Origin of the sequence: Burkholderia sp. DN3021 (genome assembly GCF_049805555.1) — a bacterium.
GTDB lineage: Bacteria > Pseudomonadota > Gammaproteobacteria > Burkholderiales > Burkholderiaceae > Burkholderia > Burkholderia pyrrocinia_C.
In genome coordinates this window covers 120,083-133,513 of sequence record NZ_JBNCAB010000005.1, presented here as the reverse complement: position 1 = coordinate 133,513, position 13,431 = coordinate 120,083, and the positions used below count along the sequence as shown (strand labels likewise).

Annotated in this window: 13 protein-coding genes and 2 pseudogenes; 10 read left to right on the top strand and 5 right to left on the bottom strand. The window is 66.7% G+C overall.

The genetic code is table 11. The annotated features are described in order from the left end of the window. Positions 1-93 precede the first annotated feature (93 nt). Entirely contained in the window at positions 94-2,637 is a 2,544-nt protein-coding gene (locus tag ACPUER_RS04935; protein WP_425130508.1) for an ATP-binding protein, read from the bottom strand. 45 nt (positions 2,638-2,682) lie between these two features. Here ACPUER_RS04935 and ACPUER_RS04930 point away from each other — a divergent pair, with 45 nt between their 5' ends. Beyond that, positions 2,683-4,929, top strand: coding sequence for a PKD domain-containing protein (locus ACPUER_RS04930; RefSeq protein ID WP_425130507.1), 2,247 nt, complete (start codon positions 2,683-2,685; stop codon positions 4,927-4,929). Here the strand turns inward: ACPUER_RS04930 and ACPUER_RS04925 are convergent. Together ACPUER_RS04925 and blaOXA are read right to left on the bottom strand one after the other, a co-directional pair. After that, positions 4,823-5,152 (bottom strand): annotated as a pseudogene (locus tag ACPUER_RS04925) (hypothetical protein); the annotation flags it as partial. The gene ACPUER_RS04930 and the pseudogene ACPUER_RS04925 sit on opposite strands and share 107 nt — an antisense overlap. An 80-nt stretch (positions 5,153-5,232) precedes the next feature. After that, positions 5,233-6,054 carry an OXA-1043 family class D beta-lactamase gene (blaOXA, locus tag ACPUER_RS04920; protein ID WP_425130506.1) on the bottom strand — a complete coding sequence of 274 codons (822 nt, stop codon included), beginning with the start codon at positions 6,052-6,054 and terminating at the stop codon, positions 5,233-5,235. A 475-nt stretch (positions 6,055-6,529) separates the two neighbouring features. On the opposite strand from blaOXA, the pseudogene ACPUER_RS04915 reads away from it, so the two are divergent. The 5 genes and pseudogenes from ACPUER_RS04915 to ACPUER_RS04895 form a co-directional block, all read left to right on the top strand. Continuing rightward, positions 6,530-6,907, top strand: a pseudogene (locus ACPUER_RS04915) (hypothetical protein); the annotation flags it as partial. A gap of 10 nt (positions 6,908-6,917) precedes the next feature. Continuing rightward, complete coding sequence (locus ACPUER_RS04910) at positions 6,918-7,166, top strand: hypothetical protein (protein WP_425130505.1); 249 nt, start codon at positions 6,918-6,920, stop codon at positions 7,164-7,166. Continuing rightward, positions 7,136-7,339 (top strand): LysR family transcriptional regulator, encoded by a 204-nt coding sequence (locus tag ACPUER_RS04905; RefSeq protein ID WP_425130542.1) that lies wholly within the window; start codon positions 7,136-7,138, stop codon positions 7,337-7,339. Before ACPUER_RS04910 ends, ACPUER_RS04905 begins: the two co-directional genes overlap by 31 nt. A 208-nt stretch (positions 7,340-7,547) precedes the next feature. Further along, on the top strand, positions 7,548-7,898 hold the full coding sequence (locus ACPUER_RS04900) for a hypothetical protein (RefSeq protein WP_310130632.1): 351 nt from the start codon (positions 7,548-7,550) through the stop codon (positions 7,896-7,898). Positions 7,899-8,041: 143 nt separating this feature from the next. Further along, entirely contained in the window at positions 8,042-8,602 is a 561-nt protein-coding gene (locus tag ACPUER_RS04895; RefSeq protein ID WP_425130504.1) for a hypothetical protein, read from the top strand. On the opposite strand, the gene ACPUER_RS04890 is transcribed toward ACPUER_RS04895, so the two are convergent. Continuing rightward, positions 8,603-9,478, bottom strand: a complete 876-nt coding sequence (locus ACPUER_RS04890; protein ID WP_034181902.1) for a LysR family transcriptional regulator — start codon at positions 9,476-9,478, stop codon at positions 8,603-8,605. A 129-nt stretch (positions 9,479-9,607) separates the two neighbouring features. Here ACPUER_RS04890 and ACPUER_RS04885 point away from each other — a divergent pair, with 129 nt between their 5' ends. Both ACPUER_RS04885 and ACPUER_RS04880 read left to right on the top strand, forming a co-directional pair. After that, positions 9,608-10,927 (top strand): DUF3422 domain-containing protein, encoded by a 1,320-nt coding sequence (locus ACPUER_RS04885; protein WP_310130641.1) that lies wholly within the window; start codon positions 9,608-9,610, stop codon positions 10,925-10,927. A 29-nt stretch (positions 10,928-10,956) separates the two neighbouring features. Then, positions 10,957-11,157 carry a hypothetical protein gene (locus ACPUER_RS04880; protein WP_310130647.1) on the top strand — a complete coding sequence of 67 codons (201 nt, stop codon included), beginning with the start codon at positions 10,957-10,959 and terminating at the stop codon, positions 11,155-11,157. Positions 11,158-11,194: 37 nt separating this feature from the next. On the opposite strand, the gene cynR is transcribed toward ACPUER_RS04880, so the two are convergent. Next, positions 11,195-12,127 carry a transcriptional regulator CynR gene (gene cynR, locus ACPUER_RS04875; RefSeq protein ID WP_425130503.1) on the bottom strand — a complete coding sequence of 311 codons (933 nt, stop codon included), beginning with the start codon at positions 12,125-12,127 and terminating at the stop codon, positions 11,195-11,197. 113 nt (positions 12,128-12,240) lie between these two features. Between cynR and ACPUER_RS04870 the strand changes: the two genes are divergently transcribed. Further along, the gene (locus ACPUER_RS04870) at positions 12,241-12,900 is read left to right on the top strand and encodes a carbonic anhydrase (protein ID WP_425130502.1); all 660 of its coding nucleotides are present in this window, start codon (positions 12,241-12,243) and stop codon (positions 12,898-12,900) included. A gap of 30 nt (positions 12,901-12,930) precedes the next feature. Further along, a complete protein-coding gene (gene cynS / locus ACPUER_RS04865; RefSeq protein WP_111019456.1) occupies positions 12,931-13,401 on the top strand; it encodes a cyanase in 471 nt (156 codons plus the stop codon). Positions 13,402-13,431: the final 30 nt, after the last annotated feature.

Genomic DNA, 13,431 nt, shown 5'->3' with positions numbered 1-13,431 from the left:
CGGCGCGAAACCCGCATCGTTCAACCGGCATCGACCGATGCCGGCAGGGCCCTCGCCTCGCGCGAGGGCCTTTTTCATTTCGGCGGCGGCCGGTTACGCCGGGCCGTTCAGCTCCGCGCGAGTCACCGGCAAGTGCACGGTGAAGCGGCTGCCCAGCCCCGGCGCGGACGTCACGTCGATCGATCCGCCGTGACGCTCGACGACCGTCCTGACGAACGGCAGCCCCAGCCCGACCCCGCGGCTCGCATCGCGATACGTGCCGTCGACCTGGAAGAACGGCTCGAACAGTCGCGGCATCGCTTCCGCCGGAATGCCGATGCCCTTGTCTTCCACGGTGATGGAAACATTGCGCTCGCCGACGCCGATCCACACGTCGACGACCGTCTCCTCGTCCGAATACTTGATCGCATTTTCGAGCAGGTTGATCAACGCGCGCAGCAGCATGTCGCGCGTGCCGAGCACGAACGCCTCGTCGCCGTCTTCATGCGGACCTTCGACGCTGATCCGCTTCGCGCTCGCGCTGTGCCAGACCTGGTCGACCGCCTCGGTCGTCAGATCGCTCACGGACACCGGCACATAGGCGTTCTTGTCGAGATGTTCGGCACGCGACAGTTGGGTGAAATCCTGCGCGACGCGCAAGCTGTAGTCGACGAGCTTGTGCAGATTCGCCAGAAAATCGGTATCTGCCGCGCCGTCGGCGACGGTGCGCTGCTCGAGCAGCGACAGCACGGTCGACAGCGGATTGCGCAGATCGTGCGCCATGTGGCGCAGCGTCATCCGGTCGCTTTCGACCGCCGCCTTGATGTTGTGAATGTCGACGAGACAGATCATGCTCGCCGTGGAGCGATGGTGATCGCCGTCGCCGAACGGCGTCACCATCATCATGTGCGTGCGCGCATTCAAGGTCAGTTCGACCGAGTGAATCCTCCCCGTTCCCTTCGCGGCCAGGATCTCGTCGTACGCGATGGCGAGCACCTGCCGGGCGGCCGCATCGCTGTCGACGTCGATCGATTTCAGCATCGCGCTGCCGCGTTCGTTGCACATCAGCAGGCGGCCGTCCTGTTCGACGAAGATCGGATAAGGCAGCGTATGGATCACGTCGACATAGGTCGACTGCCATTCGCGAATGCGGGACATCGCCTGCGCGACGTCGTCGTCGATCGACACCGCGTCGCCGGCGTCCGCCGGTTGCGCGAGACCGGCGAACGCATGCCGACCGGCCAGTCCGCGCAACCCGCGGTATTCCTTCATCAGGGCCGCGCGGAGGCTGCCTGCCCGCCGCCAGCCACAGACGGCGAAGATCGTCACGCACACCGCCAGCAACGGCCCGACCGGCGTCCAGTACGCGCCGTAGACGAGCAGCGCCGTTTCGCCGGCGACGTATGCGGCCAGCCACGCCAGCGCGAATCCGTACATGCGCCAGCCCGGCACGAACATGCAGGTCAACAGCATGCCGGTCGCGACCGCGATGCTGACGGCCAGTTGTATCGAAGTGGGCATGCGCAGCATCAGGCGCCCGGCGAGCAGCGCATCGGTCACGAGCGCATCGATCTCGACGCGCCGCAGTCTCCCGTCGCTCCGGGGCGAAAGATAGAACACGCCCGACAGATCGGATACCCCGTCGCCGATGAACACGATGCGGTTGTGCCATGTCGACGCGAGAACGCGACCTTTCAGCACGTCGACGAATGAATAGCGGTCGAGGTCGAAGCGCGACGGCAGGAGCAGCAGGATCGAGCCGCCTTCGACATGCCCCATCCCGGTCACGTGAACCTGCACATGGCGGCGCACGTCCGGCAACGGCGTGTTCGCGACGCGGATCGCCTGCAGGCCGACGTGCGGAATCTCGGTACCGTCGCCATTCCTGACGTAAGGCACGATGCCCTGTACCAAATGATCGCTGCCCAGCACGACGCTGCGCTGGCCGACCGCGGCAGCCGCTTCCCGCAGCGGCCGCGCCGGAAAAATCATGGTCTCGGCGCTTCCGTTGACCGGCGCCCCCTGCGCGGGCAATACCACGCGAGCGTGCTTCGCGATCGCCGCCGCCAGAACCGCATCGTCCTGGGACGCCGTGATCATCGTCATGTCGAGCACGACGCTCGATGCGCCGGCGACGCGGTCCAGCACCTTCGCATAGGCCGTGCGCGTGAAGCTCCCGCCGTCGCCCATCTCGCCGATGGTCTTTTTATCGACCATGATCACGGCGACCTTGTCGCGCGCGCCGTGATCGAAGCCGGATGAAACCAGGTCCCAGTAAAGACGGTCGAGCGGCGAAAGCAGCGTCTCGACGGCCGGCGTGCAACTCAGCGCCGCAAGCATGGCGACGCCGGCCAGCAATAGCCACGTGGATGGTCGTATCGACGCTGCGAGCGTTGGAATCCGGCGGAGCCAGTCGAGCATTGGGCGGAATTTCCCCGAATACGATGTTTTCGGATGACGGCGACGACACGGCGGCCCATGCCGCCCGGAACACGCGACCCCGCATTTTCCGTCCAACAGTCTAGCTCTGTTTCGGCCGGCCCGGAGCAGACGGGCGCGCGTACCGATCCCGCATGAAATCGACTCCGCGGGCGAGACATTGAATCGGATTGAGGAAAGGTTGAGGTTGTTTGAGCGGGTTGCGGGGCGCCGGAACAATGGGCACTCCTTTCAATGCGCACCGCTTGCGCCGAATGTTATCTCATGATCGTGAAGCCCCTTAACCAGACTTTCGCGCTGACGGCCCTGTCAGCGGCCATCGCAGCCCTGCTGATACCGTCCGGCGCATCCGCCGCCCCCGCCTACGACCCGATCAAACATTACCAGGACGGCGCCGAGCGATGCCTGGCGTGGCAACCGGGAAGCATCGATCCCGCCGTCGCCGCCTGCGACGGCGGCGCCGCGCAGGACTGGGCATTCGTGCCGAGCGCGGGCTACTACCAGATCCGCAATGCGGGGGCCGCGCAGGCTCGCGGCCAGGACATGTGCCTGCGCACCCAGGCCGGCAATACCGGCATGGGCCGTGTGTCGGTCGAGCCATGCGCCGGCGGCGATGCGAAGATGTCTCAGTGGCGCTTCGAGACCGGGCCGGCCGGACGGCTGGGCATGCTGAACGCGTACCGGATTTCGACGGGCCGGGACGAAGTGCTCGCGATCCGGGAGGGCGGCGACGGCGTCGCGATGCAGTCCGCCCGTGGCGAGCCGTCGGCGACGTGGGTATCGGCGGCGACGTTCGCGCCGCCGCAGCGCCCGCTGCTGGGCAAGAAAACGGCGCTGGTGCTGGCCGCACGCTTCAGCGATGTCGCGGCGAAAGATCATGAGGTCATCCGCAAGGCCGTGTTCGGCGATGGCGACGACTATTCGTCGCTGCGCCGCTACATCGAAGTGGCTTCTCACGGAAAGGCGACGCTTGCCGGGACGGTGCTTGCCGACGTCGACCTCGGCGCGCGCCCGGCAACCTGCACGTCGAGCGCGCTGCTCGATTCGGCACGCAAGGCCGCGCAGGGGCGGGGTGTCGATCCGGCGCAGTTCGACTACCTGTTCGTCGACCTTCCGAAGCTGGGGAGTTGCAACTGGGCCGGGCAGGCGGCAAAGCCCGGCAACTGGATCCTGTCGAACAATAGCGGCCACGCGTATTGGATGTGGACGCACGAATTCGGCCATTCGCTCGGCGCGTCCCATCCCGATTCGCGGGTGGATTGCCCGACCGTCGGCGGCGCCGTGCAGGTGTGCGCCGCATGCCGCACGGGCAAGGTCGACGATCCGTCCGACACGGTCGGCGGCGGCGGCCGTCGTCTTTATCCGGGTAGCTACCAGCTGTTCTCCGGCTGGCTCGATCAAACGGATGCCCCGGAGATTCGCGAGTCCGGCACCTACAAGCTGGCGCCGCTGTTCGGCGATCGGGCCGGCTCGAAAGGCTATCGCATCGCGCGCAGCGACGGTACGCAGCTGTGGCTCGAATTCCGGCAGCCGTTGCGCGGCTTCGACGACTGGAAAGCGGACGATCCGTTCGTCAACGGCGTGATCGTGAGAACTGTCAAGTACCAGGGCAACGCGCTGATGAACACGCTGGCGGATACGACGCCGGGCAGCGCGAACGGCATGAAGGATGCTCCGTTGATGCCGGGGCACGCGCTGCACGACACGCTGTCGGGCAAGATCGTCACGGTGAACTCGGTCGGGCCGGACGGCGCGGTGGTCACCGTGCAAAACGACGGTGTGCTGCTGCCGGAGGCGACGATCACGGGGCCCGCGCAAGCCGATGCGAACACAACGGTCACGTTGTCCGGCGCGACGTCGGTCGGCGAACGCCTGCGATACGAATGGAGCGCGCCGGCCGGCGTCGCGCTGAAACCGGCCGGCAGCAGCGCGAGCGTCGTCGTCCCGCCGTCCGACAAGGATCGCGACTATGCATTCGGGCTGACCGTGATCAACGCCAACGGCTATGCGGCGAGCAAGACCCACGTGCTCAAGGTGAAGGCGCAGGAGGCGATCGCACCGCCCGGCGCATCGATCGCCGGACCGTCGACGGTCGCGGGCGGCGAGCACGTGACGCTGTCGGGCGCGCAATCGAGCGGCAAGGGACTGTCGTACGCGTGGACGAGCCCGGCCGGCTTACAGGTCGTCCAACAGGGCGCAACCGTGAGCTTCGTCGCGCCGAAGGCCGGCAGCGCGCACGAATACGGCTTCCGCCTGACCGTGACCGATACGCTGAACCGCAAATCGGCGGCAACCCATCGCGTGACGGTGCGCGCCGACGCCGGCGAGACGGTTGCGTCGTGGGATCCGAAGCAAACCTATTCCACGCCCTGCCAGAAAGTGGCTTACGCCGGCAAGCACTGGCTCAACGGCTGGTGGGTGCTGGGCGACGGTCCCGGCCAGGGTGGCGAATGGGGGCCGTGGCGCGAGCTTGGGGCGGCGAACATGCATGCGCAGTGCAAGGGCAAATGATGGAGACCGCGCGCGCGATGACCGCGCTCAAGCCGGCCGACAGCACCAGATACGCGACGAGCAACGCCAGCTTGCCGTCGCCATGCGTGGCGGACGGCGGCCAGAACGTGCGCAGCGTGCCGAGCACGATCAGGTGGAACAGATACAGCTCGTAGCTGAGCCGGCCGCTCCAGCGCAGCGGCGCGAGCACGCGCGCGAGCGCCGTATCGCGCAGCGGATATGCGATGTTGAAGTGATGCAGCAGGACGAGCACGATCGACACGCCGCGCAGCAGGTCGATCCGCGCGTTGCGCGGGCCGGCGCTCATTGCGGCCGGGCCGGTTCGGCGAGCGCCGGCAGCGCGGCCAGGAACGTATCGCGCGAGCGCAGGCCCGCATTCGGCGTCTGCCGCTTGTCGTCCTGGATCAGGTTCGCGAACACGAGCGTGCGCGGCCCCTTCGTCGCCCAGCCGACGAACCAGCCGTACGCGTGCGCGCCGTCGTACTTGAAGCCCGGCGAGCCCGTGCCCGTCTTGCCATGCACGGTCCAGCCGCCCGGCTGCGCGTCGATCAGCGTGATGCGCTCGGTCATGTCGTACGCATGCGCGCTGACGGGCAGCGTCCGGTGCACGATCTTGCGCATGAACGCGACCTGTTCGAGCGGCGAAATTCGCAGCGATGAATTGACCCATGCGCCCATCACGCCGCTGAGTTCGCCCTGCTTGCCGGTCACGTCCGCATTGCCGTAACCGAATGCGTTCGTGTACTGCTGGAAGCGCGCCGGCCCGAGCGCTTGAGCGACCTGTTCCGAGTACCAGAAGATCGACAGCTTGATCCAGCGCGCCGGGTCGGTCGGCTCGCGCCACGGGGCGCCGCCCCAATCGGGATAGCCTGCGTGGAAGTCGAGTGTCGGCGTGTGTTCGTCCTTCAGGAAGCCGGCGTCGAAGCCCATCAGGCTGATCGCCACCTTGAAGGTCGACGCCGGTGTGACGCGGGTCGCGCAATCGCCTTGCTGCACGAGCACCTTGCCGGTGGTCGCATCTGCAACCAAGGTACAGACGGGGCGGGCATGCGCGGATGCTGCGGCCAGAAGGCCGGCGGTGAATGCAAGCAGCGTGCGGCGCCAGTGTTTCAAGCGGGACTCCATTGGATCGGGATGCGCGCCGGGCGGAACGGCCACTGGATCATGACGACAGGGCGCGCTCAATCGGACAGGGGGATAGACGGTGATTGCCGGAGCGAACCCTCGAGGCGGCACACAGTGTATCGGCTGCGCGGCGAATGTCGACCGGTCATGGCTGCCGGCGGCTGTGATCTTGTCGACGCTATGGCGTCGCTGTTGCTCGGGGTAAGGCGCACTCCGAAGCCCGCCTGCGAACAGTTGCGGCAACAGAAGACTGATCGTGTCTACCCCCTCCTCAAATCGACGTTCCTACCGGTATCGGTTCGACTTAAATCGGGGTCAGATAAATCCTCGGATATCCACCCAAGTCCAGGACCGACACTCAGTATGGCTGAACTCGGTTGTTGATCTGGGCGTGAGCTACGGCGCTACTTCACTCAAGAATTTCAATGTAAAAGCTATTTTCAGCGTTTGCTGAAGGTGGTGTTTTTAGTGAAATATGCCGGACGGAGGGACGAACCGCGTGGAGATCGCGGTGTGCTCGATTCCTGCTTTGCTGGCGATGATGGGCCATGCGCTGGCGGGCCGCTACAAGCAGAAGGACGCTTACGACATCTACTATTGCGTGCGGAACTACCCTGGAGAGATCGAGGCGCTTGCACAAGAATGTCTCCCACTCCTGGGGCATGCAAGCGGCAAACACGGCTTTCGGCACATCGCCGAGAAATTCGATACCTTCGACGGATACGGTCCCACCTGCGTGAGGCGCTTCGTCGAAGACACGCATGCGCTGGGTGATCGCACGCCCGAACAATGGCAGCAGGATGCGTTCGGGCAGATCGATGCGCTGCTGCGCGCCATGGCGCTGCGAGACTGAGTCGCGCCCGATGGACTGCGCGCAACTTCGCAAACTGCTGGAGCCGCTCGTCACGGGATTGAAAGATGCCGGCACGCACACCATGCTGCCGACGCTTTGTGAGGAATTGGGGCTGCCTGCGCCTGCCGCCGACGGTTCCATGCGCGAACGCATGAGTTCCAGCTTCGACGTGGTTGCAGACGCTGATCCACCTGCGGTTGCACACAAGCTGCTCGTGCGCCAGGGCCGATCGAAGCGACTTCGCTCGATCCGGAGCTGATCCGGGCATTCGTCGCCGTCGTCGAAAGCGGCGGCTTCACCGCGGCGGCCCGGCAACTGCATCGCACGCAGTCGACGATCAGCCTGCGCATCCGCACGCTCGAGGAGCGGCTCGACACACACTTGTTCATGCGCAACAGCCGGCGGCGTGCGTCGCTCGAGGCGTTCGCGTAGCGGGGCGACAGGGACGACCGGGCGCGGGCGAGCCTGACGCGCAGGGCGCGAGCCTGGCGCGTGTTCGTCCACCGTGCGGCCCGATGACGGCGGGCCGTGGCCCGCATGCCGTTTTTTGCACCGCCGCGCCGTTTTTTTGCACGGCGTTTATGCGCGGTCTTCTAAGCTGGGGACGTGTCGAACAGCCGAGACGGCCTCCGTCCGCTCCATGACCTTCATTCATCCCGTTCCCGCCTTCGATGTCGCCGGCCGCCGGTTACGCGCCGGCACACCCGACAACGTCATCCCGTTCCCGCCGCCGCGCCCGCGCCTGCAGTTGCCCGTCACGCTGACGGCCGACTCCGGCGAACTTGCGCGCGCCCGCCTCGCGGCGCTGCTGCATTCGCCGCTCGGCGTGTATGTCGTCAGCGCGCGCGCCGTGCGCGACGTGATCCATGTGCATTTCGAGATCGCGCCGGAGGATCTGGACTTCACGCTGCACATGCTGATCGCGCAGCAGGCCGATGCGGTGATCGGGCCCGTCGCGCGCCGGTTGCGCATCGGGCCGCAGGCCCGGTGAGCCGGGAACGGTTATTGCGCGTTCGTTGCTTGTTGCTCGTTTGACTCGCCACCGGATCGCCGGTCGCGGTGCTGTCCGCCCGCCGGCGGCGGATGTTCGTGCGCCGCGTCGTGCGCGGCGCCGATCCTGAATACGGAGGGTTCATGTACCTCACTGAAGAAGTACGTACCGCGCGGCCGGCAAGCCGCCGCGCGCGGACGGCGTCGCTGCCGTCGGGCCGGCAGCTCGCGCGGCAGCTCGTGACGACGGTGCGCGTGGCCGAAATGTTGCTGCATCAGGCGATCGTCGTGCCCGACGGGCATCAGTGGTCGGTCGACACCGAGCGCGTCGACGCGGCCGGCGGACCGCTCGCGGCCTGGGAGACCTGCGTGACGTTGCGGATCGGCAAGGTGTTCGCGCCGGCGGTCAATCCGGCCGCACGGGTCAACGACCCCGATCAGGTCGCGATCGAGATCGGCCTTTGTCTGCCCGAGCAGGCGTATCTGGACGAGCGGCGCGTGAGCATCTTCGGCCGCCGTCACGGCAAGCGGTTCGGCGCGACGCTGTCGGTCGCGTCGGGCGCGCAGTGGGGCTGGCAACGTGCGGAGCATGTCGCGCCGGAACACGCGCACGTGCGCGGCGATACGCTCGAGGCACTCGTCGATGCGGTCGCTGCGAACGTCAATGCGGCGCTGGCCGCGGCCGGGTTTCGCGCGACGCGCTGATCACGCGTCGCCGGTTTGCCCGGTCTGACGCTGAAGGTCTTCCATCAACTGCTCCGCGAGAAAGTCGCACGGCGGCCGCTTCGATTTCGTGCTGCGCGCGAGAATCAGTTCGAGCGGCGGCAGGTCGGGCAGCCCGTGCGAGCGGCCGAGCATCGACAGTTGCGCGGGAATCGCGCAGCGCGCGAGCGGCGCGACCGCGAGGCCGGCCTCGACCATGCTGAGCAGCCCGAGCAGGCTCGGGCTTTCATACGAGGTGCGATACGGCACCTTCGCGCGTTCGAGGCTGCGGATCGCGTTCTCGCGCGCGACGCTGCCCGGCATGAACACCGCGATCGGCAGCGGCCGCTCTTCCCACACGCGCGGCCCGTTCGTCATCGCGGCCCACGCCATCGGCTCGTGGCGGATGAAGTCGCCGGTCAGCCCCTTGATGCGCGTGCCGCACACGAGATCGACGGTGCCGTCCTTGATCAGCGGCGCGAGCGCGCTGCTCGGCAGCCCCATCACCTGGATCTCGACCTTCGGGTAGGTCGCCGAGAATTTCTTCAGGACCGACGGCAGCAGCGACGACGCATAGTCGTCCGGCACGCCGATCACGACCTTGCCGGTCACTTCCGGCCGCACCACGGCCGCCCACGCCTCGTCGCGCAGCGCCAGCATTCGTCTGGCGAATCCCAGCAGCACCTCGCCCTCGCGCGTCAGCACGATGCTGCGCGGCTTGCGCACGAACAGCGGCCGGCCGATCGCGTCTTCCAGGCTCTTGATCTGCATGCTCACGGCCGACTGCGAGCGGTTCACGGCTTCGGCGGCGCGGGTCATGTTGCCGGTCTCCGCGACGGCGACGACGGTGGCCAGCACGTCGTGATCGAGCATCTTCATGGGTATCAGGAAAACTGAACGTAACGATCAGCATTATGCGTTTTTATTGTTGATCTGTGTCTGCCATAGTGCGATCACGTTGGCGTTTTGCCCGGCACGCAGGCTTGAACAGGGAAGAGTGGTGTATCGATGATGGACCATCCGTTGCGCGCCGCACTGGCCGCGGAATTGCATGCGCGGCCGTTCCTGCGGCTTGCCGAAGCCGTGTCGCTCACGCATTACGCGATCTATGCGGACGGCCAGCCCGACATCCACGAAACGCTGCTGCACGCGCTGTGCCGCGATACCGGCATTGCCGCGCCGCACGAAGGCGCGACGCATTACGCGGTGCAGTCGCCGTGCGGCTGGCACCTGAAGTGGGAACGTCACACCGAATTCTCGACCTTCACGTTCGTCGCGCCGCGTCGCGACACCGGCTATTTCGACGATCTCGCGATCGAAGGCATTCCGGCCGCGTGGTTCGCGCGACTCGCGGGCATCCGCTTCGTCGCGGTGCGGATGGAACTGCTGTCGGGCGATGCCGCGCGGCTCGTCTGCGGCGACCTGCGCCGCTGGATCGACGGGCCCGCGCTCGTCGGCAGCAACGTGCTCGGCGGCGGCAAGGTGTTCTGCGACTGGCATGTGCGTGACGACGGCTTCATGCGTTTTCTCGTCGTCGACGAGGATTTCCGCGAAGAGCAGGGCGGCCGCCTGCTGCAGCGTCTGTACGAAATCGAAACGTACCGGATGATGGCGCTGCTCGCGCTGCCCGTCGCGCGCCGGATGAGCCGCGAACTCGACGAGATCCACGCGGCACTGCACGCGCTGATGCAGCGGATGGACGCGAGCGGCGCCGACGGCGACGACGCGGCGCTGCTCGTCAAGCTTACGCATCTCGCGGTGCGGGTCGAATCGCTGTCGGGTTCGGGCGCGCGTTTCAGTGCATCGCGCGCTTACGAGAAGCTCGTGCTGGCGCGTATTCAGGAACTGCGCGAGGAGCGTATCGAAGGAATGCCGACGATCGCCGAATTCATGGAGCGGCGTTTTGCGCCGGCGATGGAGACGTGCCGCAGCGTGTGGGCGCGCCACGAGCAGATCGCCGCGCGGATCGCACGTGCGGTCGACCTGTTGCGCACGCGCGTGAACCTCGCGCAGGAAAAGGACGTGACGCGCCTGCTGGCCGGCATGGAGCGCACCGCGCGCAATCAGCTTCATCTGCAGCACGCGGTCGAAGGGCTGTCGGTGGCGGCCATTTCGTACTACGTGCTGTCGCTCGCGACGGCGGCGTTCAAGGCGTTGCACGTGATGAACCTGCCGGTCGATCCGGAGCTGGCGGAAGGCCTGCTGATCGCGCCGGTCGTGTTCGCGGTGATTCACATCACGCGGCGCACGCGCGCGCAGCTTGCACGATCGGAGGCCGTGCATGACGGCGCACCCGTGCATGCGGCGGAGTTGAAGCAGGTCAGTTAGAACATCAACGACATATCAAAGGAGTGGAGATGACTTTTTCGCAGAAGCAGCCGGGGTTGGATAGCGGTTTCGACGCGTTCGACGAACCGGTATCGGATGAAGCGGGCGTGCCGGAGGAGGCGTGCGTGACGTCGTATCAGGCCGTGCTGCAGGAGCCGATGACGTCGCTCGTCGGGAATACGCACGATCGGCCGGACGTCGCGGCGGTGGCGATTCTCGGGTACAACTGAAGCGCTTCTTCGCGTCGATTCGATGTAATTCGGGCGTTCATTTGCCGGCCGCCTTGTGGCGCGCCGGACGTGAATCGCCCTCCCTCTTCGCTTTCCTCGCCCCCTGCGCAAGCGCCAACTCGACGAATGCGCGCGCGGCCGCGCTCCGGTACGCCCCCTTGCGCTGCAGCAGCACGGCCGTGCGCCGCAGCACGGTCGGATCGAGCGCGACGGCGACGAGATCGTCGTGCCCGGTCGCGATCGTCGCGGGCAGCAGCGTCGCGAGATTCGTGCGGCGCACGATCTCGATCACCGCACCGAGCGAATTCGCTTCCATCAGCACACGCGGTCGCACGTCGTGCTCGCGGAAATAACGGTCGATCTGCACGCGCGTCGCGAACTCGGCCGTGAGCAGCACGAGCGGCGCGTCGTGCAGTACGCGCAGGCCGGCCTTGCGTTTCCCGACGAGCGCGTGCCGACGGTTCACGACGAGCGCGAGCGTCTCGACCAGCAGCGTCTTAGCTTCGATATCCGCCGTCTGCACCTCCTCGAACGCGATGCCGACATCGAGCTCGTCGTCGACGAGCAGCGCCTCGATGCGCTCCTGCGACATCTCGCGCACCGACAGCGACACTTCCGGATAGCGGCCGTGAAACGCCTCGACGAGCGGCCCGACGAGATAGCTCGTGAAGGTCGGCGTGACCGCGATCCGCAGCGAGCCGCGGCTGAGATCCTGCACGTCGTGAATGGCGCGCCGGCCTTCCGCGAGATCGTGCAGCGCCTGCCGCGCATAGCGGAAATACACGTCGCCGGCGTCCGTCAATCGCGTGACACGCCCGGTGCGGTCGAACAGTTGCGCGCCGAGCGTTTCCTCGAGCTGGCGGATCTGCTGCGACAGCGCGGGCTGGGAAACATGCAGCGCGGCGGCCGCGCGCGTGAAGCTGCGGTGTTCGGCGACGGCCAGGAAGTAGTTGATATGGCGCAGCAGCATGGCGATTCCTATAAGTCGTGCTTATCCGGTGGATCATAAATCAGTCTTTTACGTTATTGGAAGTCCGGCGTAACCTGCCCTTCATCGATTTCACCCACGCCGGAGGACACGCGATGAAGGACATCATCGAAGGCTTTCTGAAGTTCCAGCGCGACGCCTATCCGGAGCGCGCCGCGCTGTTCCGCGATCTCGCGCGCAGCCAGAGCCCGCGTGCGCTGTTCATCTCGTGCTCGGACAGCCGGCTCGTGCCCGAGCTCGTCACGCAGCGCGAACCGGGCGATCTGTTCGTGATCCGAAACGCCGGAAACATCGTGCCGTCGTACGGCCCCGAGCCGGGCGGCGTGTCGGCCTCGGTCGAATACGCGGTGGCCGCGCTGCGCGTGACCGACGTCGTGATCTGCGGGCATTCCGATTGCGGCGCGATGACCGCGATCGCGACCTGCCAGTGCATGGATCACATGCCGGCCGTCGGCCACTGGCTGCGCTACGCCGATTCGGCGCGCGTCGTGAACGAGGCGCGCACGCATCGCAGCGAACGCGAGCGGATCGACTCGATGGTGCGCGAGAACGTCGTCGCGCAACTCGCGAACCTGAAGACGCACCCTGCCGTGCGGCTCGCGCTCGAAGAAGGGCGTCTTGCGCTGCACGGCTGGGTCTACGACATCGAATCAGGCTGCATCGACGCCCACGACGGCGCGACCGGCCGGTTCGTCTCCCTGGCGGACCATCCCGACGTCCGCGCCACACCCGCGACGCTTCCCGCCGCGGCCTGAACCGTTCCTACCCAACCACGAGGTATTGCCATGATCCAGTCCCAGCACAGTCAGACCGCCCGCCATGCGCTTGCGGAGGCCGTCGTTCTCGCGAAGGCGCGCAAGAACCTGTCGTTCGCGCAGCTCACCGAAGGCACGGGCCTGAGCGAAGCGTTCGTCACGGCCGCGCTGCTCGGCCAGCACGCGCTGCCGGCTGGCGCCGCGCGCGTCGTTGCCGACAAGCTCGGCCTCGACGACGACGCGGTGCTGCTGCTGCAGACGATCCCGCTGCGCGGCAGCATCGACGATCGCGTGCCGACCGACCCGACCATTTACCGCTTCTACGAAATGCTGCAGGTGTACGGCACGACGCTGAAGGCGCTCGTCCACGAGAAGTTCGGCGACGGCATCATCAGCGCGATCAATTTCCGGCTCGACGTGAAGAAGGTCGACGATCCCGAAGGCGGTTCGCGCGCGGTGATCACGCTCGACGGCAAGTACCTGCCGACCAAGCCGTTCTGACTGTTCGGACGCCGGCGCGGTGCCGCGGAC

Bases quoted from the DNA above. Each gene is read 5' to 3' on its own strand.
- ACPUER_RS04930 (WP_425130507.1), top strand. From the start codon at position 2,683: ATGATCGTGAAGCCCCTTAACCAGACTTTCGCGCTGACGGCCCTGTCA.
- blaOXA (WP_425130506.1), bottom strand. From the start codon at position 6,054: ATGGAGTCCCGCTTGAAACACTGGCGCCGCACGCTGCTTGCATTCACC.
- ACPUER_RS04910 (WP_425130505.1), top strand. From the start codon at position 6,918: ATGGACTGCGCGCAACTTCGCAAACTGCTGGAGCCGCTCGTCACGGGA.
- ACPUER_RS04900 (WP_310130632.1), top strand. From the start codon at position 7,548: ATGACCTTCATTCATCCCGTTCCCGCCTTCGATGTCGCCGGCCGCCGG.
- ACPUER_RS04895 (WP_425130504.1), top strand. From the start codon at position 8,042: ATGTACCTCACTGAAGAAGTACGTACCGCGCGGCCGGCAAGCCGCCGC.
- ACPUER_RS04890 (WP_034181902.1), bottom strand. From the start codon at position 9,478: ATGAAGATGCTCGATCACGACGTGCTGGCCACCGTCGTCGCCGTCGCG.
- ACPUER_RS04885 (WP_310130641.1), top strand. From the start codon at position 9,608: ATGATGGACCATCCGTTGCGCGCCGCACTGGCCGCGGAATTGCATGCG.
- ACPUER_RS04880 (WP_310130647.1), top strand. From the start codon at position 10,957: ATGACTTTTTCGCAGAAGCAGCCGGGGTTGGATAGCGGTTTCGACGCG.
- cynR (WP_425130503.1), bottom strand. From the start codon at position 12,127: ATGCTGCTGCGCCATATCAACTACTTCCTGGCCGTCGCCGAACACCGC.
- ACPUER_RS04870 (WP_425130502.1), top strand. From the start codon at position 12,241: ATGAAGGACATCATCGAAGGCTTTCTGAAGTTCCAGCGCGACGCCTAT.
- cynS (WP_111019456.1), top strand. From the start codon at position 12,931: ATGATCCAGTCCCAGCACAGTCAGACCGCCCGCCATGCGCTTGCGGAG.